General features: G+C 75.1%; 17 protein-coding genes and 1 riboswitch. Of the genes, 5 read left to right on the top strand and 12 right to left on the bottom strand.

What is annotated here, in order from left to right; genetic code table 11:
* Positions 1–47: 47 nt before the first annotated feature.
* The 4 genes from ectB to ABD299_RS14520 form a co-directional block, all read right to left on the bottom strand.
* Complete coding sequence (gene ectB, locus ABD299_RS14535) at positions 48–1,316, bottom strand: diaminobutyrate--2-oxoglutarate transaminase (RefSeq protein ID WP_344262303.1); 1,269 nt, start codon at positions 1,314–1,316, stop codon at positions 48–50.
* 55 nt (positions 1,317–1,371) lie between these two features.
* A complete protein-coding gene (ectA, locus tag ABD299_RS14530; RefSeq protein ID WP_344262301.1) occupies positions 1,372–1,887 on the bottom strand; it encodes a diaminobutyrate acetyltransferase in 516 nt (171 codons plus the stop codon).
* A gap of 410 nt (positions 1,888–2,297) precedes the next feature.
* Positions 2,298–2,972 carry a hypothetical protein gene (locus tag ABD299_RS14525; protein WP_344262299.1) on the bottom strand — a complete coding sequence of 225 codons (675 nt, stop codon included), beginning with the start codon at positions 2,970–2,972 and terminating at the stop codon, positions 2,298–2,300.
* Entirely contained in the window at positions 2,972–3,544 is a 573-nt protein-coding gene (locus ABD299_RS14520) for a SigE family RNA polymerase sigma factor (protein ID WP_344262297.1), read from the bottom strand. The genes ABD299_RS14525 and ABD299_RS14520 overlap by 1 nt, the downstream gene beginning before the upstream one ends.
* 121 nt (positions 3,545–3,665) lie before the next feature.
* Between ABD299_RS14520 and ABD299_RS14515 the strand changes: the two genes are divergently transcribed.
* Together ABD299_RS14515 and ABD299_RS14510 are read left to right on the top strand one after the other, a co-directional pair.
* Positions 3,666–4,763 carry an amidohydrolase family protein gene (locus tag ABD299_RS14515; protein WP_344262295.1) on the top strand — a complete coding sequence of 366 codons (1,098 nt, stop codon included), beginning with the start codon at positions 3,666–3,668 and terminating at the stop codon, positions 4,761–4,763.
* Between the two features lie 199 nt (positions 4,764–4,962).
* A complete protein-coding gene (locus ABD299_RS14510) occupies positions 4,963–5,967 on the top strand; it encodes an SCO1860 family LAETG-anchored protein (protein WP_344262293.1) in 1,005 nt (334 codons plus the stop codon).
* 66 nt (positions 5,968–6,033) lie between these two features.
* Here the strand turns inward: ABD299_RS14510 and cobC are convergent, their stop codons facing one another.
* The 8 genes from cobC to ABD299_RS14470 form a co-directional block, all read right to left on the bottom strand.
* Positions 6,034–7,152 carry an Rv2231c family histidinol phosphate aminotransferase CobC gene (gene cobC, locus ABD299_RS14505; protein ID WP_344262707.1) on the bottom strand — a complete coding sequence of 373 codons (1,119 nt, stop codon included), beginning with the start codon at positions 7,150–7,152 and terminating at the stop codon, positions 6,034–6,036.
* Positions 7,136–7,969, bottom strand: a complete 834-nt coding sequence (locus tag ABD299_RS14500; protein ID WP_344262291.1) for a sirohydrochlorin chelatase — start codon at positions 7,967–7,969, stop codon at positions 7,136–7,138. The genes cobC and ABD299_RS14500 overlap by 17 nt, the downstream gene beginning before the upstream one ends.
* A 92-nt stretch (positions 7,970–8,061) precedes the next feature.
* Positions 8,062–8,772 carry a cobalamin biosynthesis protein gene (locus tag ABD299_RS14495; protein ID WP_344262289.1) on the bottom strand — a complete coding sequence of 237 codons (711 nt, stop codon included), beginning with the start codon at positions 8,770–8,772 and terminating at the stop codon, positions 8,062–8,064.
* Positions 8,769–10,112 carry a cobyrinic acid a,c-diamide synthase CobB gene (locus ABD299_RS14490; protein WP_344262287.1) on the bottom strand — a complete coding sequence of 448 codons (1,344 nt, stop codon included), beginning with the start codon at positions 10,110–10,112 and terminating at the stop codon, positions 8,769–8,771. Before ABD299_RS14490 ends, ABD299_RS14495 begins: the two co-directional genes overlap by 4 nt.
* A gap of 7 nt (positions 10,113–10,119) precedes the next feature.
* Positions 10,120–10,716 carry a cob(I)yrinic acid a,c-diamide adenosyltransferase gene (gene cobO / locus ABD299_RS14485; RefSeq protein ID WP_344262285.1) on the bottom strand — a complete coding sequence of 199 codons (597 nt, stop codon included), beginning with the start codon at positions 10,714–10,716 and terminating at the stop codon, positions 10,120–10,122.
* Positions 10,716–12,767, bottom strand: a complete 2,052-nt coding sequence (locus ABD299_RS14480) for a putative cobaltochelatase (RefSeq protein ID WP_344262705.1) — start codon at positions 12,765–12,767, stop codon at positions 10,716–10,718. The genes cobO and ABD299_RS14480 overlap by 1 nt, the downstream gene beginning before the upstream one ends.
* A 325-nt stretch (positions 12,768–13,092) precedes the next feature.
* Positions 13,093–14,625 carry a cobyric acid synthase gene (locus ABD299_RS14475; protein ID WP_344262283.1) on the bottom strand — a complete coding sequence of 511 codons (1,533 nt, stop codon included), beginning with the start codon at positions 14,623–14,625 and terminating at the stop codon, positions 13,093–13,095.
* Positions 14,622–15,575, bottom strand: coding sequence for a cobalamin biosynthesis protein (locus ABD299_RS14470; RefSeq protein WP_425581337.1), 954 nt, complete (start codon positions 15,573–15,575; stop codon positions 14,622–14,624). The genes ABD299_RS14475 and ABD299_RS14470 overlap by 4 nt, the downstream gene beginning before the upstream one ends.
* Positions 15,576–15,706: 131 nt before the next feature.
* Positions 15,707–15,835: riboswitch (cobalamin riboswitch) on the bottom strand.
* Between the two features lie 121 nt (positions 15,836–15,956).
* On the opposite strand from ABD299_RS14470, the gene ABD299_RS14465 reads away from it, so the two are divergent.
* From ABD299_RS14465 to ABD299_RS14455, 3 genes are read left to right on the top strand one after another with little or no spacing between them, the layout of a single operon-like run.
* A complete protein-coding gene (locus tag ABD299_RS14465) occupies positions 15,957–16,607 on the top strand; it encodes a class II aldolase/adducin family protein (protein ID WP_344262280.1) in 651 nt (216 codons plus the stop codon).
* A gap of 57 nt (positions 16,608–16,664) precedes the next feature.
* Positions 16,665–17,801 (top strand): alpha/beta hydrolase, encoded by a 1,137-nt coding sequence (locus tag ABD299_RS14460; protein ID WP_344262279.1) that lies wholly within the window; start codon positions 16,665–16,667, stop codon positions 17,799–17,801.
* Between the two features lie 52 nt (positions 17,802–17,853).
* On the top strand, positions 17,854–19,308 hold the full coding sequence (locus ABD299_RS14455; protein ID WP_344262277.1) for a hypothetical protein: 1,455 nt from the start codon (positions 17,854–17,856) through the stop codon (positions 19,306–19,308).
* Positions 19,309–19,333: the final 25 nt, after the last annotated feature.

Below are 19,333 nucleotides of genomic sequence, written 5' to 3'. Positions count from 1 at the left end.
TCTGAGTTTTCCCTTTCTTGGTGGTTCGCGCCAGTCGGGGGCGCGAGTCAGGCGGTTTCGCGGACCGCGCGGGCCAGGATGCGCAGGCCCTCGTCGAGCTCCTCGGGGGAGATGGTCAGCGCGGGCAGCAGCTTGGTGACCTCGCCCTGCGGGCCGGAGGTCTCCACCAGCAGCCCGAGGTCGAAGGCGCGCCGGCAGACGGCCGAGGCGCGCTCGGTGTCCGTGAACTCGATGCCCCAGACCAGCCCTCGTCCGCGATAGGTGGCCGCGCCCTCGCCGGCCTCCTGGACGATGGCGGTCAGGGCCTGCTCGACCTGCTCGCCGCGGGCGAGGGTCTGCTTCTCCATCTGGCCGTCGGTCCAGTAGGTGTCCAGGGCCGCGGCAGCCGTGACGAAGGACGGGTTGTTGCCCCGGAACGTGCCGTTGTGCTCGCCGGGCTCCCAGATGTCGAGTTCGGGCTTGAACAGGGTCAGAGCCAGGGGGAGGCCGTAGCCGCTGATGGACTTGGAGAGGGTGATGATGTCCGGGGTGATGCCCGCCTCCTCGAAGGAGAAGAAGGCACCCGTGCGGCCGCACCCCATCTGGATGTCGTCCACGATCAGCAGCATGTCGTGCCGCTCGCACAGGTCGGCCAGCGCGCGCAGCCACTCGGCGCGGGCCACGTTGATGCCGCCCTCGCCCTGCACCGTCTCGACGATGACGGCCGCCGGCTTGTTCAGGCCGGAGCCCTGGTCCTCCAGCAGGCGCTCGAACCAGATGAAGTCCGGTGTCTGCCCGTCGAGGTAGTCGTCGAAGGGCATCGGGGTGCCGTGGACCAGCGGGATGCCGGCGCCGGCGCGCTTGAAGGCGTTGCCGGTGACGGCGAGCGAGCCCAGCGACATGCCGTGGAAGGCGTTGGTGAACGAGACGATGGCCTCGCGGCCTTTCACCTTGCGGGCCAGCTTCAGTGCGGCTTCCACGGCGTTGGTGCCGGTGGGTCCGGGGAACATGACCTTGTGGTCCAGGTCCCGCGGGCGCAGCACCACGTCCCGGAAGCTCTCCAGGAAGGCGCGCTTGGCGGTGGTGGACATGTCCAGGCCGTGGGTGACGCCGTCCCGCTCGAGATAGTCGAGCAGGGCGCGTTTGAGCACCGGGTTGTTGTGGCCGTAGTTCAGTGATCCGGCCCCCGCGAAGAAGTCGAGGTACGTGTGGCCGTCCTCGTCGTACATGTAGCTGCCCTGGGCGCGGTCGAAGATGGTGGGCCAGCCACGGCAGTAGCTGCGCACCTCCGACTCCACGGTCTCGAAGACGCTCAGATCGGGCTGGGTGATGGTCACAGCATTCTCCTGGGAGATCGTTGCCTTGATGAGAAGAACTGGGGGCGGGAAGGGCTCAGCGTCCGGTGGCCGCCAGGGCCGGGAGCGGCCCTATCCGGTGCAGCACTTCCGGTTCGTGGCCGCTGTCCGGGAACACCTCGGCGTCGAACAGCACCTCGCGCTCCACCGGGGCGTCATGGCGCTCGGCGAAGCGGGCGAACAGCCGGTTGGAGGGGGTGTTGTCGGGCGTCACGGTGGTTTCGATGCACTGGACGCCCAGCTCTTCACCCGCACGGCGAGCGAGGCCGTCCAGCATCGCGGCGGCGAGGCCGCGGCCGCGCTGGCCGTGGTCGACGGCGACCTGCCACACGAACAGGGTCCGTGCGTCCTGCGGCCGGACGTATCCGGTGATGAATCCGACCGGGGAGCCGTCGGCGTCCCGGGCCACGACCGAGGTGGCCGCGTGGTCCCGGCACCACAGCAGATAGCTGTAGGAGGAGTTGAGGTCCAGGACCTCGGAGTCGCGGGCGATGCGCCAGAGCGCGGCTCCGTCCTCCAGCCGTGGGCTGTCCAGCTTCAGTCCCTGGGGCATTTCCAGAAAGTTGCTATGGGCACCTGCATGGTCTGCTTGTGCGGGGGTCATGTGTATCGAATTTACCCAGCACCAGGAGAAGATGCATCGCGAGTGGGGGTTACGCGAACAGGGATGATGTGTTATTGGGCCGGCTTGTCAAGAGGGCGATGAGCCCTGTGATTCCGGATGATTTGTCCGTTGGTTACCGGACAAAAGGGGCGGCCTTGTGGCGTTCGTTACAGATTGATAACGACAGTGCGTCGTCGCCGTGACCGCGAAGCCGGCCGTGAAGATCACCCGGTTCCGGCGTTTGGGCCGATGAGAACCGGGCAGAAGGAGACGGGCTCCTGCGCTTCGTTGATAACGGTGGAATCACTGAGCACATTACATGTCCCGCGGTCCGGCTGTGTCCCGCGCAACACAAATAGTCAGTCAAATTCCCCGCGGAGCGAGGCGGGGCCGGACGTCCCGGCGCCCTCGGCCGCGAAGTGGTCCGCGGCTCCGTCCCGGGGGCCGGAAGGATGTCCGAACTGCGCGGCGAACAGATACTCGCCCGGCGGTATCCGGGAGCCGGGCACGAGGTCCCAGCGGAAGAGCAGACGGCCGCCCTCGGCGACCACGGAGCGCGTGAAGTCCTCGTCGGCCAGGGTCTGGAAGGAGCCGGTCGTCTCCAGGCGGGCGTCGCCCCGGGCGATCCGGATCTCCAGGGAGAAGGCCGTCAGCGGCTCGTCGGTCCGTACGGTCACGTTCCGTTGCGACCAGTAGTCGTTGCTCGCCGGATCGGCCGTGCCGGCCGCCGTGAGGCGGAGATCCGGCGGGGAGGAGGCGGCCGGCGGGCCGACCGGGCCTTCGGGCTCACCGGCCGTCCAGCCCGCCGCCACCGAGGCCACCACCAGTGTCAGGGCGAGTGCGACCGCGGCGCCCGCGGCCCGCAGCCACCCGGGGGCCCTGGCCGGCCACCGCCGGGCAGGGCGCGGCACCGCCGCGCGTCCCGGGCGGGCGGACATGCCCCGCTCGACGCGTTCCCGCATGCGTTCCCGGTCCGCGCGGTGCGCGTCGGCCGCGGCGCGCAGCCGTCCGGGCACGTCGTGGCGGTCCGCCATCAGTTGCTCCGTTCCACGGGGCCGGCGGGCAGCGCCCGGGCCGGCTTCCTGCCGCCGGCACCACCGGGATCGCCGGTGCCGCGCCCCAGCAGCCGTTCCAGCTCGGCGATGCCGCGCGAGGTCTGGCTCTTCACGGTACCGACCGAGATGCCCAGCGCCAGGGCGGTCTCCCGCTCGGAGAGGTCGAAGGCGTGCCGGAGCACCACACAGGCGCGCTTGCGGTACGGGAGCCGTTCCAGGGCGGCGCGCACGTCGAGCACCGCGGGAACGTCCGGGCCGTCGGTGTACTCGGCCGGCCGGGACCAGAAGAGCGCCACCCGGCGTCGCTCGCGCACCCGGCTGCGGACGTGGGCGCGCGCCAGATTGACCACCACGCCCCGCGCGTACGCCACCGGGTGGTCCGCGGCGCGCACCCGGTCCCAGCGATCCCAGACCGCCAGCAGCGCGTCGGCCGCCAGGTCGTCGGCGCTCTCGGCACTGTCGGCCGGCCCCAGCAGCATGCGGGCGAGGCGGGCGAGCTCGGAGTGGTGCCGTTCGAAGAAGGCGTGGAACTCGTCGCTGGAGCTCGCCACGCGGCCTCCTCGGTGAGCGGCGCGTCCGCCGCCGCGACTGGGCAGGGAGGCGCCGTGTCCGATCCTGGTGTACCCCCCCGGTGAGTGCGGAGCGTAGCAGGGACCTCGTAGGCTGCCGAACATGAGCGACAGTCCGGTGATGCGCATAACGGGGCGGATTCTGACGGGCCCGGGCCCCGAGGACGTCCGGGACGAACTGTGGGTGGTGGGCGGCAGGATCACCTACGACCGGCCGGTGGCGGCCGCGGTGGACGTGACGGTCTCCGGGTGGGTGCTGCCGGGACTGGTTGACGCCCACTGCCACGTCGGACTCGATGCCCACGGGGCGGTCGAGGCCGCCGTCTCCGAGAAGCAGGCCCTGACCGACCGGGACGCCGGCGCGCTGCTGCTGCGGGACGCCGGGTCCCCGGCCGACACACGGTGGATCGACGACCGTGAGGACCTGCCGAGGATCATCCGGGCCGGTCGTCATATCGCGCGCACCCGCCGCTACATCCGCAACTTCGCTCACGAGATCGAGCCCGCCGACCTGGTGTCCTTCGTCCGCAGGGAGGCCAGGAGGGGGGACGGCTGGGTTAAGCTGGTGGGCGACTGGATCGACCGGGAGTCGGGAGACCTGGCTCCCTGCTGGCCCCGTGAGCCGGTACGGGAGGCCATTGAGGCGGCTCACCGCGAGGGGGCCCGGGTCACCGCGCACTGCTTCGCCGAGAGCTCGCTGCGCGACCTCGTCGAGGCCGGGATCGACTGTGTGGAGCACGCGACCGGTCTGACCGAGGAGACCATCCCGCTGTTCGCCGAGCGGGGGGTGGCGATCGTGCCGACGCTGGTCAACATCGCGACCTTCCCCCGGCTGGCCGACGGAGGGCAGGAGAAGTTCCCGCGCTGGGCTGCCCACATGCGCCGGCTGCACGAGCGCCGCTACGACACCGTGCGCGCCGCCTGGGACGCGGGGATCGACGTCTTCGTCGGCACCGACGCCGGAGGGTCCCTTCCGCACGGTCTGGTGGCCCAGGAGGTGGCGGAGCTGGTCAGGGCGGGCATCCCGGCCGTGGACGCGCTGTCGGCGACCGCCTGGAAGGCACGGGAGTGGCTGGGCCGCCCGGGTCTGACCGAGGGCGCGCCGGCCGACCTGGTGGTCTGCGCGGAGGACCCGCGGCGCGATGTACGTGCCCTCGCCGGTCCCAGCCGGGTGGTGCTGCGCGGGCAGGTGGTCGCCTGAGACCGGCTGCCGCGTCGCACTCCGGCGGACCGCCGCATTCGGACGCGTGAACGAGTCACCCCCGATCGGGTGAAGCGGTGCAGAACGCCGACCTCCGCTCGCGGGGACGTCAAGGATGGCCACGTCCCAGTCACCGGTCCGGGCGATTCCGTCAATCGGCGTGCCGGTGGCGCCAAACCATTCCGTGGGGGTTCCACACGTGTTCAACTCCGCATTCGGCCGTCCCGGCGCACGCCGGGCGGCCGTACTGCTCACCGCCGCCGGCCTGATGGCGGCCGGCGCCCCGGCCGCCCATGCCGAGGACGCCGACGACCGGGGGGCGGCCTCCGCCGCCGTCCTGCGCACCGGCCTCGACGTCGCTCTGCTGAACCACTCCGTCGAGCTGCCCCTCGAGGTCGCGCTCAACCAGGTTTCCGCGCCCGCGGGCGAGGGAAGCGCGAGCCAGACCCTGCTCACCGCCAGTCTCGACGGCGTGGACGGCGGCAGGCCCTTCCGGGTGCTGAGCGCCGAGGTCGCCGACGCACTGGCCGAGAGCGACACGACCGGCTCGCAGGCCGAGGTGACGCTCGTCAACGCCGCGGTCCACGTCCCCGGTCTGCCGGCGCTGTCCGTCATCGAGCTGGAGAAGGTCACGGCCAGGGCCCACTGCCCCGCCGGCCGGCCGACGGTCGCCGAGGCGAACGTGCTGGGCACGGTGACCGTGCTCGGCAAGCAGGTCGCGCTGACCGCCGGCGGGACCACGCGGGTCGAGGTGCCCGCGGTGGGAGAGGTCGTCCTGGAGCTCTCCCACCGCGAGACCGCCGAGCGTTCCGCGGCGGCCAGCGCCCTCGACCTGTCCGTCTCCGTCAACCCCCTGGACCTCAACGTCGCCGAGGTGCACGGCAACGTCACACTGGCGGCCGTGGACTGCCGCACCCCGGCCGGCGCGCCCGGGGACCCCGGAGACGGGAAGGAGAGCGAGAAGGAGGAGCCCGGCGGGAGCGAGGCCGGCGAGGACGGCCACGGCACCCAGACCGTGCCCGGCTCCCGGTCCGAGGCCGCGGGGAGCGCGGACGGCCCGGATCTGGCCGCCACCGGCGGTGACGGGCGGCTGCCCTACCTGGCCGGCGGGGCGGCCCTGCTGGTCGCGGCGGGAGGCGGCGCGCTGCTGCTGAACCGCCGTCGGCGCACCGTCGCCCGGGCCGGGAGCCAGGACCTGGCCTGACCGTGAGGAGCGGAACCGCGGCGGGCCCCGATGAGCGCCGCGGTTCCGCCGCCGGGCCCGGCGGGCTCAGCCCGCTCCGGCCTCGACGGCGGCCGACACGAACCGCCCGGTCGTCTCCCTGTCCCGGACGGCCAGGCGCAGCCACTGCGGGCCCAGCCCCGGGAAGGTGTCGCCCCGGCGGACCGCGAACCCCCGCTCGCGCAGCCGCAGGCGCAGGGCCGCGGCATCCGGGTGGCGGACGAGCACAAACGGCCCGCGGGGGTCCGGCGTCGCCGTCCGCAGAGCGGTCAGAGCGTCCAGCCGCTCCAGCAGGTAACGCCGGTCCTCCGCCGTGCGCCGGGCGGCCTCGTCGGCCTCCGCCAGGGCCCGGGCCGTGCAGCACGCCGAGGCGGCCGCCAGCGCAGGGGAGGAGACCGGCCACAGCGGCTGCTCCCGTGCGAGGGCGGTGACGGTTTCCGGCCCGGCCAGCAGATAGCCGATCCGCAGACCGGCCAGACCCCATGTCTTGGTCAGGCTGCGCAGCACCACCAGTCCGGGCACCGACCCCACGGCACCGGCCAGTGACTGCTCCTCGCCCGGCACCGCGTCGATGAACGCCTCGTCCACCACCAGCAGCCGGCCCGGCCGGGCCAGCGACAGCAGGTCGTCCGCCGGGTGCAGCACCGAGGTCGGGTTGGTCGGGTTCCCGGCGATCACCATCGCGGCATCCTCCGGAACGTCCCCGGGGGCGAGCCGGAAACCGTCCCCGGCGCGCAGCAGCACCCGGCGCACCGGATGTCCCGCCGCCCGCAGCGCCGCCTCGGGTTCGGTGAACTGCGGATGCACGACCACCGGAGGTCCGGCCACCCGGGCAGGTGGGCTGATCCGGCCCAGCGCCCGGGCCAGCAGGACGAAGGCCTCCGCCGCACCGGCGGTGAGCAGCACGCATTCCTCGGGCAGGCCGTGCCGTACCGCCACCGCCCGGTGGGCCGCGCGGCCGTCCGGATAGGCCGCCAGCCCGGACAGGGAACCGGCCAGGACCTCCCGCAGCCAGTCCGGCGGTGTGCCGGCGCGGACGTTGACCGCCAGGTCGGTCAGCTCCCGGCCGGTGTCCAGCAGTTCGGCGTCCCCGTGGTGCCCCAGATCGTGCACCGGGTGCGGATCCGGCCGGGGCGGCGCGGGCGGGGGATCAGCGGGCGTGAGCACGGTCACCGCCCTGGGACGGTGTCCGCTGTCCCCGGTCCGCCGGTGCCCCGGAGCTCGCGTCCGGCGTCTCCCGGTAGCGTTCCATGACCAGCCCGGCCAGTTCCGCGGGCCGGATCACCCCGGCCGGGACCACCTGTGTCCCGGGGTGTGCCGCGGCCCAGCCCTCCGCCTGCATCCGGATGCGGTCCGGCAGCACCCCGGGGAACAGGATGCAGGGAAGCACCACGATCCGGCGGGCGCCCAGCGTCCGGCAGCGGTCGAGTCCGGCGGGCACATCCGGCGCGGCCAGCGAGGCGAAGGCGGTCTCGACGCCCGCCAGCCCGCGGCCCTCCCACAGCAGCCGTGCCGCCCTGTGCACCTCGGCGTTGGCGTCCGGGTCGCAGGAGCCCGGGCCGACCAGCAGCACCGTGACATCGGCCCGGTCCCGCGGCGAGCGGGGGGAGGTGCCGAGCGCCTCCTCCACCCGCCGCTCCAGGATCTCCAGCAGGTCCGGGTGCGGGCCCAGCGGGCGCCCGATGGCGAAGGAGGTCCCCGGGTGCCGCCGCTCCTCGCGGGCCAGTGCGGCCAGGATGCCGTCCCCGGCGTGCCCGGCGCACACCGGTGCCAGCGGTACCGCGGCGATTCGCCGCACACCCTGACCCACCAGGCCCGCCACCGCGTCGGCCAGCGCCGGAGTGACCGGCTCGGTGAACCCTCCCGCGACCGGAATGCCGGGGTTGTCCGTGGCCAGGCCGTCGGTGAACGAGCGGAAGGCCTCGGCCTCGGCGTCGTCACGGGTCCCGTGGCCGACGAGGAGCAGCGCGGGCGGGGTGGTCACAGGTTCTCCTCGGTGCAGGTGCGGTCGGTGCCGGCGGCGCCGGCGCGGAGCACGGCCCCGGGGCGGCTGCCCCGGACCGCTCTCCCGAGACGTTACTGCCGGTCGGCGAGCCGTCTTTGCCCAGGTCCCCTCCCGCGGGCCCGCGGGTTCCGCGTGCCCGGTGCGCCGCGCCGGGCGACCGCGCAGGTCGCCCGCCCCGGCCGGTCCCGCGAGGCGGACGTGACCTTGGTCACCACCAGCCCTGCCCCGGCACCGGCGCCGGCCAGCGCGGCGGCCTCGGCCACCGAGGGCGTGCCGGCCACGGCCGCCGGGACACCGGACGGGTGCGGCACCGGGAGCGCGGCCAGTTCCGCCGCCGGGAAGGCGAGCAGGGGAACGCCCAGCCACCGCGAGGCGGTCAGCAGCCCTTCCTCACCGGCCTTCGCCTCCACTGTCACCAGCGCGGTCAGGCTGTCCGGTGACAGCCCGGCTTCGGCCAGAGCGCTCTCCAGCAGGCCGCGCACCTCCTCCGCGGAGACTCCGAGCCGGGCCCCCACACCCGCCACCAGCGACGGCGGACGCAGCACCGCGGTGTCCGGGCGGCCCGGCACCAGCCGGTCGGTGATCAGCAGCCGGTGCCGGGCGCCCGGTGCCACGGGGCGGATGTTCGGCGGCAGCAGGGGCAGCGGCCGGAGCGCGCCGGCGGCCGCTTCCAGCGCCACCGGCGCGCCGCCGAGCACGGCGCGGTTCACTGCGGCCACCGCCCCCTCCACGGGCATGCCGAGGGCTTCGAGACCGCGGAAGCCGGCGGCCGCGTCGCTCACCGGGCGCACTTCTCGACGAAACGCCGGGCGAGGGACGGCTCGGCCGCCCAGTGCACATGCAGGTAGGAGGCGTGGACGGCCCCCTGGACGAATCCTTCGGTCCGGCGGCCGGGGCGCAGCAGCCCCCAGGCCGGCCGGGGCCCGGCGCCCGGCTCGACGGCGGTGCGGTGGAACTCGTGCCCGCGCATCCGGGTCCCGGCGGGAGCCAGCACACTGTCGCCGACCGCGACGGCCTCCCGGTAGCCGAGGGTCAGCCGGCCGGTCATCCGGGCGGTGGCGTCCAGCACGCCGCACATCGGTGCGCCGTCCAGCTCCCGCACCAGGTACAGCAGACCTGCGCACTCCGCGGCCACCGGCCCGCCGAACGCGGCCACGGCTTCGCGCAGCGGCTCGTTCGCCGACAGCTGGGACGCGTACACCTCGGGGAAGCCGCCGCCGATCACCAGCCCGGCGGTTCCGGCCGGGAGGCTCTCGTCCCGCAGCGGATCGAAGGGCACCACCTGCGCGCCGGCCGCCGCCAGCAGCTCGGCGTGCTCGGCGTAGGAGAAGGTGAAGGCCGGGCCGGAGGCGACCGCCACCACCGGGCGGGAGAGGGGTGCGACGGCGGGAGGCGGAGGGGCCCAGACGGGCCCGGGCAGCGGTGGCGCGCTCCGGGCCAGGGCCAGCAGCGCCGGCAGATCACAGCCGGCCCGTACCAGCCCGGCCATCGCCTCGACGGACGCCACCGCGTCGGCGCGCCGCTCGGCCGCCGGGACGAGTCCCAGATGGCGACTGGGGGTGTCCACCGCGTCCGCCCGGCGCAGCATGCCCAGGACGGGGACCCCGCTCTCGTCCAGGGCATCCCGCAGCAGTTCCTCGTGGCGCGGTGAACCGGTCCTGTTGCAGATGACCCCGGCGATGCGCAGCTCCGGGTCGAAGGACGCGAAACCGTGCACCAGCGCGGCGACGGACCGGGACTGCGCCGAGGCGTCGACCACGAGCACCACCGGGGCCCGCAGCAGCTTGGCGACCTGGGCGGTGGACGCCAGCTCACCGTGCCCGGCGGCACCGTCGAACAGGCCCATCACCCCTTCCACGACCGCGAGTTGCGCCCCCGCTGCACCGTGCGAGAAGAGCGGGGCGATCAGTTCCGGCCCGCACAGGAAGGGGTCGAGGTTCCGGCCGGGCCGGCCGGTGGCCAGCGCGTGATAGCCGGGGTCGATGTAGTCCGGGCCGGTCTTGTGCCCGGAGACCGCCAGCCCGGAGGCGGCGAAGGCCGCCATGAGACCGGTGGCCACGGTGGTCTTGCCGCAGCCGGAGGCGGGGGCGGCGATGACGAGCCGCGGGATGCCGGAGGTCATCGGGTGCTCACCACTCGATGCCCCGCTGGCCCTTCTGGCCGGTGTCCATCGGGTGCCTGACCTTGGTCATTTCGGTCACCAGGTCGGCGGCGTCCAGCAGATCGGCGGGGACGTGGCGCCCGGTGACGACCACGTGCTGAATTCCCGGGCGCTCCCGGAGTACCGCGACCACCTCCGCCGGGTCCACCCACCCCCAGTGCATCGGGTAGGCGAACTCGTCCAGCACGTACAGCCGGTGGGTCCCGGCGGCCAGATCGCGCTTGACCTGCTCCCACCCCTCCCGGGCGGCCTCCTCGGCCGTGGCGGGATCCCGCTGCACCCAGGACCATCCCTCGCCCATCTTGTGCCAGGCCACGGTGCCGCCCTCGCCGCTCGCGCCCAGCACGCGCAGCGCCCGTTCTTCGCCGACCTTCCACTTGGCCGACTTGACGAACTGGAACACGCCGACGGACCAGCCCTGGTTCCAGGCGCGCAGCGCGAGCCCGAAGGCGGCGGTGGACTTCCCCTTGCCTGCTCCGTGGTGCACGATCACCAGCGGCCGGTTCCGGCGCTGGCGGGTGGTGAGGCCGTCGTCGGGGACGACGGCGGGCTGTCCCTGCGGCATCAGGCGGCTCTCCTTGTCGTGGCGGTGCGGACCAGGGCGGACACGGTGTCCGCGCGCAGCTCGTCGAGTGTGATGGCCGGGCCGCCCAGCTCCCGGGCGAGCGCGCCGGCCAGGCGCAGCCGGACCGGCCCGGACTCGCAGTCCACGACCACCGCCGCGGTCCCGTCGGCGGCCAGCAGACGAGCGGCCCGCCGGGCCCTGTCCAGCGGCTCGGGGCCACCGGTGGCCCGTCCGTCGGTGACGGTCACCACCAGCGGGCGGCGCGCCGGATCGCGCATCCGTTCCACCCGCAGCACCTCGTGGGCGCGCAGCAGTCCGGCGGCCAGCGGGGTGCGGCCCCCGGTGGCCAGCCGGGCCAGCCGGGCCGCTCCGGCCTCCACGGACGAGGTGGGAGGCAGGGCCACCTCGGCCTCGGTGCCACGGAAGGTGATCATGCCGATCTTGTCGCGTCGCTGGTAGGCGTCCAGCAGCAGCGAGAGCACGGCGCCCTTCACCGCGCTCATCCGCTGCCGGGCCGCCATCGACCCCGAGGCGTCGACCACGAACAGCACCAGATTGCCCTCCCGGCCCTCGCGGACGGCCTCGCGCAGGTCCTCCGGGCGCAGCACAAGTCCGGTCCCGGAGCGGCGCCGGGCGTGCTGGTGGGGCGCGGCGGCCCGGACGGTCGCCGTCAGATGCAGCGCGCCCGGCCGGCCGTGGGGGGTCCGGGCTCCGGTGGTGCGGCCGTGGGCGCCGCGGGACCGGGACCGCCGGCCGGCGGCGCCCTCGCCGACACCCGGCACGCTCAGTGCCCGGGTCCGGAAGGGGGCGGCTGCCGGGGCGGGCGGCCGCTCGGCTGCGTCCTGCGGTGGGGATCCGGGCGGCTCCTCGCCGTCCGCTGCGGCGCCCGGGCCGCTCGACCCGCTCTGCTCACCGGATGTGCCGCTGTCCTCGGCCCGGGGCCCGCCCGGAAGCGGGGGAGGGGTGCCGGGCCCGCCGCCAGGCCCCTGGCCGTCCCCGTCCGGGCCTTCCCCGTCCCCGTCCGGGCCTTCCCCGTCCCCGCCGGGGCCGCCGTCCGGGCCGCCGCCCCCGTCCGGCTCCGCGTTGCGTTCCAGCGTCTCGTCGAGTCTGTCCTCGTCCAGGCCCGGAGCGTCGAACGGATTGCGCCGCCGCCGGTGCGGCAGCGCCAGCAGTGCGGCCTGCCGCACATCCTCGGCCAGCACGGTCTCCCGCCCCGCCCACGCGGCCAGCGCCAGGGCCGCGCGGGCCATGACGATGTCCGCCCGCATGCCGTCCACCTCGAACTCCGCGCAGGTCGCGGCGATCTGCCGCAGCGCGGCGTCCCCCAGCCGTACCCGCGGCAGCAACTGCCGGGCATCGGCGATCCGCTGCCGCAGGGCCGCCTCCTCTCCCGCCCAGCGGGCCGCGAACCCCGCGGGGTCCGCGTCGTGGGCCAGCCGCCGCCGCACCACCTCGGCCCGTTCGCCGGTGTCGCGGGAGGCGGCCACCTCGACGGTCAGCCCGAACCGGTCCAGCAACTGCGGCCGCAGCTCACCCTCCTCCGGGTTCATGGTGCCGACCAGCAGGAACCGGGAGGCGTGCCGGACCGAGACCCCCTCCCGCTCCACGTGTGCCGCTCCCATGGCGGCGGCGTCCAGCAACAGGTCCACCAAGTGGTCGTGGAGCAGGTTGACCTCGTCCACGTAGAGCACGCCGCGGTGGGCCGCGGCCAGCAGGCCGGGCTCGAAGGCCTTCACTCCCTCCGACAGCGCCCGCTCCAGGTCCAGGGCGCCGGTCAGCCGGTCCTCGGAGGCGCCCACCGGCAGTTCCACCATCCGGGCCGGACGCACGGTCCCGGGCCCGGCCGCGTGCGGGCCGTCGGGACACGCCGGGTCGGGGCCGGCCGGATCGCAGGAGAACCTGCACCCGGGCACCACCGGGACCCCGGGCAGCAGCGCGGCCAGCGCCCGTACCGCCGTGCTCTTCGCCGTGCCCTTCTCACCGCGCACCAGCACTCCGCCCACCGCCGGGCTGACGGCGTTGAGCAGCAGCGCGAGCTGCAGATCCGCCATGCCGACCACCGCGGTGAAGGGATAGGTGACGGAGGGACCGGCGGATCCGGAAGAGAACGGAGCCGGAGGGGAAGAGACGCTCACGCTGTCACTCCTTCGGGTGGAAAACGAGAAAAAGACGCGACGGCGCTTCTCCGGTGCGCGACCTTGGGCGTACGCCATTTCCGCGTTCGCGGGAACAGCACAGAGGTGGTCATTCCTCCCTCCTCCTGATCCGTCTTGAGTCCGGGGCGGATCCCGCGGAGCCGGTCCGGTGCCGACCGGTCCGGCTCCGCCCGCGGCCCCGGTCCGCCGCCTCCGTCATCCGTCCGGACGGATGACGGCCTCATGGCCCTCCCGGAGGGACGAAGGGCAGGCCGTCGGGTGCCCCCTTCTCGATGAGCCGCAGCAGGGCATCGGTGTCGGCGTGTTCCTCGATCAAGTCACCCAGGCGGTCCAGCTGCTCCTCGCGCAACGCGGCGAAGGAGGTGGCGGGCGAGGGGAGGAAGTCCCGCCCGGCATCGGCGGCGACTCGGCGCAGGAACGCCCTGCGGAACCCGTCGCTCTCCAGTGTCCCGTGCCAGTGGGTGCCCCATACGGTCCCGGCCCGGCAGCCGTCCAGCGGGCGGCCCGGTCCGTCGGTGATGAACGGCTGTCCGCCGCTGACCTCCGCCACCCCGTGGTGGATCTCGTAGCCGGTCACCGGCTCGCCCAGCGCCCGCCCGGCCGGCCGGGCCAGTGTCTTGTCCGCGGCGAAGCGCACCCGTACCGGCAGCAGTCCAAGGCCCGGCACGCTCCCCGCGCGGGACTCCACCTCGTCGTCGATGTGTTCGCCCAGCAGCTGGTAGCCGCCGCAGATGCCCAGGACCGGACGGTCCTCGGCGGCCCGGCGGGCCAGCGCTTCCGCCAGCCCGCGCTCCCGCAGCCAGGCCAGTGCCCGCACCGTTCCGCGGGTGCCGGGCACCACCACCAGGTCGGCGTCCGCGAGTTCCGCCGGGCCGCCGGCGAACCGCACCACCACCCCGGGCTCGGCGGCCAGTGCGTCCAGGTCGGTGAAGTTGGACATCAGTGGTACCCGCACCACCGCCACCCGAAGAACGTCGGCTCCGTGCGGAGCGGCCGGGGAGGACTCCCGCACCTCTCCGCGCAGGGACAGCCGCAGCCCGTCCTCCTCGTCGATGCCCAGGCCGTGGCGGAACGGCAGTACGCCGAGCGAGGGGCGGCCGGTCAGCCGGCGGAGCATGTCGAGACCCGGTTCCAGCAGGGTGACATCACCGCGGAACTTGTTCACCAGATAGCCGGAGACCAGCCGCTGGTCCTCCGCGGACAGCAGCGCGGTGGTGCCGAAGAAGGACGCGAACACCCCGCCCCGGTCGATGTCCCCGACCACCACCACCGGCAGGCCCGCCGCCCGTGCCAGAGCCATGTTCACGATGTCGGTGCGGCGCAGATTGATCTCGGCCGGGCTGCCCGCGCCCTCACAGATCACCGCGTCGTGCCCCGCCCGCAGCTCGGCCAGGCAGCCGGTGACGGTCGTGAGCAGCTGTTCCCGCCGGGACGCGTGGTAGCCGCGGGCACTCAGCTCCCCGGCCGGGCGTCCCAGCAGCACCACCTGACTGGTGCGGTCGCCGCCGGGCTTGAGGAGTACCGGGTTCATCAGGGCGCTGGGCTCCACGCCGGCGGCGGCGGCCTGCATCGCCTGGGCCCGGCCGATCTCCGCGCCCTCGCGCGTCACGAAGGAGTTGAGCGACATGTTCTGCGCCTTGAAAGGCGCCACCCGCAGCCCCTGGCGGGCGAGCCAGCGGCAGATCCCCGCGGTCACCACGCTCTTGCCGGCGTCCGAGGTGGTCCCGGCGACCAGCAGCCCTCCGCCGGTCATGGGCGCCTCCGGCCGGCCGCCCAGAGCACGGCGCAGCACAGTGCCAGGGACAGCGCCCCCACGCGCCGGGAGAGCCGCACGGCGCGCTCGATGTCGGCCGTGGCGGCGGCGTTCGCGGCCGCGTGGAGCACCGGCCGGTGCTCCGTCCGGCCCGCGTAGGACAGGGTGCCGCCCAGCCGGACGCCGAGCGCACCGGCGAACGCGGCCTCCACCGGTCCCGCGTTGGGACTGGGATGACGGTGGGCGTCCGACCGCCAGGCGCGCAGCGCCGCCCGCGGGCGCGGGCCCGCCAGGGCGGCGAGCAGGGCGGTCAGCCGGGCGCCGGGCAGACCGGCCACGTCGTCGAGCCGGGCCGAGGCCCAGCCGAACCGCAGGTGACGCGGCGACCGGTGCCCGGCCATCGCGTCCAGGGTGTTGACGGCCCGGAAGCCCGCGAGCCCCGGCACTCCCGCCACGGCCCCCCACACCAGGGCGCCGACCACCGCGTCTGAGGTGTTCTCGGCGACGGACTCCACCACGGCGCGGGCCAGCCCGTCGGCGTCCAGGAGCTGCGGGTCCCTGCCGCACAGCCGGGGCAGCAGCTCCCGTGCCCGGCAGAGGTCGCCGTCCTCCAGCGCCGCGAGGATCGCGCGGGCCTCGCGGGCCAGCCCGGTACCGCCCAGGACGGTCCAGGTGGTGACACCGGTCAGGGCCGCGGTGGCCACCGGACCGTGCCTGCCGGCACTCGCGGCCGCGCGGGCCAGCGCGCCGGAGCCGGCCACGGTCCCTCCGGCACACACGAGGGTGAAGAGGGCACCGCGGGCCCGGCTGTCGCGCCACAGGTACCGCTCGGCGGCCGACGCCAGCCGGCCGAAGGCCGCGACCGGGTGGCCCCGCCGGGGGTCGCCCAGCACGAGATCGCCGAGGTAGCCCAGCACGAGACCGCATCCGACGGCTCGGGGCATGTGCATGACGTCAGCCCGCCGTCACACCTCGTGCGGAAGCCGGGGGACGGGGCGGGGGTGCGGGCAGGAGACTGCCACTCATGACGGTGTGTCCTCACTCAGGGTCCGCGCCCTGGATCGACGTGACCGGCGGTGAGAGTCTCCTGGCTCCCGGATCCGCGCTTCCCCCGGCCTTCCAGCCCGCCTGCGGCGGGCCGTGACGCACGGGTGGGGGAGCGCTCCCCGGTGACAGTGGCGGGACCGCGCCGGACTCGCACCGGCTTCCTCTCCTGCCGCCGAAATGGCCCCAGGAGTCCATCACGCCGGACAACGGCCGTCAACTCCCCCTTGACCTGGGGCCGGGCACTGTGCCGAGGGACACACCGGGCGAGCCCTTAGGGTGGCCGGATGCGATCTGAGTGGGCCGAGGCATGGCGGGAACTGGTGGAACGGGCCCGGCGGACCGTCGCCGACGGCCTGGTCGTGGGGACATCGGGGAACCTGTCGGTGCGCGTCGGGGACACCGTGCTGGTCACGCCGTCCGGCGTGCACTACGACCGGCTCGGCCCCGGCGACCTGCTCGCCGTCGGTCTGGACGGCCGCAGAACGGCCGGTGACCTGGAGCCCACCAGCGAGCTGCCGCTGCACCTGGAGATCTACCGCGCCACGGACGCCGCGGCGGTGGTGCACACCCACGCGGTGTACGCCACCGCGGTCTCGACCCTGGTGGACGAGCTGCCCGCCGTCCACTACATGGCCGCCGCACTGGGCGGCCCGGTACGGGTGGCGCCCTACGCGACCTACGGCAGCCAGGAGCTGGCGCGCCACGCGCTGGCCGCGCTGCGGGACCGCAGCGGCTGCCTGCTGCGCAACCACGGGACGCTCGTGCACGGCAGGAGCCTGGAGGAGGCCTGCGACCGGACGGCCCAGCTGGAGTGGATGTGCCGGGTGTGGCTGGCCGCCTCCTCCGTCCCCGGCCGGTCCCCGTCGCTGCTGCCACCGGAGGAACTGGACACGGCCGCCGAGAAGCTGCGGGGGTACGGGCAGCGGCCCGGGTGACGCGCCGAGCATCCGCGCCCGCTGGCCCGGCGGCACACCCCGGGTCATCCTGGGGGCATGGGTGTGCGCACAACGGCGGCCGTGACCGCCACTGCAGCTCTGCTGGGCGCCGGCGCGGTCGCGGTCGCGGCCGGCCGTTACGCCGGTGACTTCGCCCTGCGCAGCGGCAACCCGCCGCTGCCCGCGGGTTTCACCGGCCCGCCGGTGACCGTCCACGGCGTGACCCGGGACGAGATCGCCCTCACCCGGTCGCTGGCGACGGTGCGGCCGGGGATCTACGGCCTGACCGGGCCGGGATGCCACGCCGTGGTCGGTTCGCCGGTCGAGGAGGGCCCCCGGCAGGCCGACACGGTGGTGCGCCGCCTGGAGCGTGTCACCCGCGGCGAACTGAGGGCGGGAGCGCAGCTGTGGCTCACCCCCCAGCTGTACGCCGGCGACCCGCTGGGCGCGCTCGGCCTGGACTACTCCGACGTGGAGATCGGCGGCGAGCTCGGTTCGCTGCCCGCCTGGTTCGTGCCCGGTGCGCGCGACACATGGGTGATCGCCCTGCACGGCCTCGGGGCCGGCCGCGAGCATCCGCTCAACGTGCTCCCGTACCTGCACCGGCTCCGGTTCCCGGTGCTGGTTCCGGGCCACCGTGCCGACCCGGCGTCCGTGAGGCGGGGCGGAGCGGGCCCGGGCTTCGAGGAGAGGGCCTGGCACGACGCGGACGCCGCCCTGCGCTGCGCGCTGCGCTACGGAGCCCGCCAGGTGGTTCTGTACGGCTGGTCGGCGGGCGGGGCCATGGCGCTGCGCACCGCGCTGCGCTCGCCGCTGCGCGGCAGCGTCGCGGGGGTGGTCGCGGACTCCCCGGTGCTGGACTGGCCGGTCACCGTCGAGGCGCTGGCGGCCCACCGCGGTGTGCCGCGCCCGCTGCGGCCCCTTGCCGTGCGGGCCGTGCTGGGCCAGGACCGGCTCGGCCCCGACCCGGCCGTGCCGCCGCCCGGCGGTGCGGGGACATTGCCGCCCACGCTGATCCTGCACGGTCCCGACGACACCGTGGCGCCCTGGCGGACTTCCCGGGAGCTGGCCGCGCGGCATCCCGAGCACGTCGTGCTGCACCCTGTGGGGCGCGCGCAGCACGCGGCGATGTGGAACGCCGATCCGCAGTCCTGCGAGGAGGCGCTGAGGCGCTTTCTCACGCCGCTCATGTGAGCCGCCGACCGCGGAGTTTGGGCTTTCCGCTCCGAACGGAGAAACTTCTCGGGTGACGTCCCGAACTCCGCGCGAGACCCGGCTGCACCTTGTCCCCGACGTGCCGTCCCAGCCCGTCGCCGCACGGCGCGCCCCCGCGGGCCGGCGCCCCTCGCCACATCCTCCGCGTGGCGCCGTGCCCCCGGCGGAGCTCGCCCGGCAGGCCCGCGGTCTGCTGGCCGACGCCGTGCGGCTGGCCCGCTGGGCGCAGCGCTCCGGCAGCGCCCCTGAAGCCGACCTGGCCCGGGCAGGCAAGGAACTGGGCCTGACCGCCGGGCAGGTCCGGGAACACTGGGGCCGGGCCCGGCTGGCCGGACTCATCGAGCACGGCGAGCCCGGTGCCCCGGCCGGCCCGGTGCGGGCGGGCTGGCGGCTGCGTGCCTGGGAGCGCGACGACAGCGCGGTCCTGCGCGGCTGGGTGGCGCTGTTCGACGGGTGGTCCCTGGCGAGGCCGGCACCGGTGGGGGCGGACCCCGGCGCGGTGGCCGAAGTGGTGGAGGCCGTGCCCCAGCTGCTGTCCGTGATGCAGCTGTCCGACGGCCCGGTGACGGCGGCGGGGCTGCTGGAGCTGTTGCGGCAGCGCGTCGAGGAACTGCGGGCCGGGCGGCCGGCCCCGGAACCGGCGGAGGCGGACGCCGCGGCCGCCGGCCCGCCCGGCACCGGGGCGGACCCCGGACAAGAGGTCCCCGCGCGGGCCGGTACCCCCGGCGACGCGGCGGATCCGGAGCGGGTGCGGTTGCTGGGCTGGGCGCTGGACGCCCTGGAGGCGGTCGGAGCGCTCACCTTGCACCGGCAGCAGGGACACGCGGTGCGGGCCCGCCTCACCCGGCTCGGGAGCTGGGCGATGTGGACGAAACTGGAACACATCTGCATCGCCGCGCAGAGTCCGGCGGGCAACATCGAACAGTCCGCCGTCGACATGCTGCGCGGCTGCGCGACGCTGACCCCGGGGCCGGCCCGCGCCGAGTACCGCGCGTGGCTCGCGGCCCGGCCCACCGGCCCGGCGGTGCAGGAACTGCTGGACGCCGCGCGCGGCGAGGACGCCCTGATCCGGGGCCTGGCCTTCGAGGCACTGCGGGTGGTCGGGGCCCCCGCCCAGCAGGCCGTCCGGTCCGCGGTCCAGGAGCCGGTGCTGCGGCCGTACGCGCGGCTGTGGCTGGCCGACCACGACGGCGGGGATCCGCGGGACACCGCCGACTCGCCGCTGGGCGTCCTCACCCGCGAGGAGGCCACCTGGCTGTGGGTGGACACCGCGTCGGCCGCCCAGGAGCACGGCGCCCGGCAGTTGCTGCTGGACCACCTGGAGACCGCGGTCCAGCCGTCCGTCCGGGAACTCGTGGCGGAGGTGCGTACCTGCGGCCACCCCCGGACCGTGCAGGTGCTGCTGGCGCTCGCCGCCGCACACCCGGACCCCACCGTCGCCAAGCGGGTGCGGCGGGCCGCCTTCCAGGTGCACACCGGGGAGTGAGCCCGGCGGCTGCCCGGGCCGCCCG

Source organism: Streptomyces sodiiphilus, assembly GCF_039529215.1.
In the GTDB taxonomy this organism is placed as follows: domain Bacteria; phylum Actinomycetota; class Actinomycetes; order Streptomycetales; family Streptomycetaceae; genus Streptomyces; species Streptomyces sodiiphilus.
The sequence above is the reverse complement of the archived record's forward strand: the minus strand, read 5'-3'. Positions and strand labels throughout refer to the sequence as shown.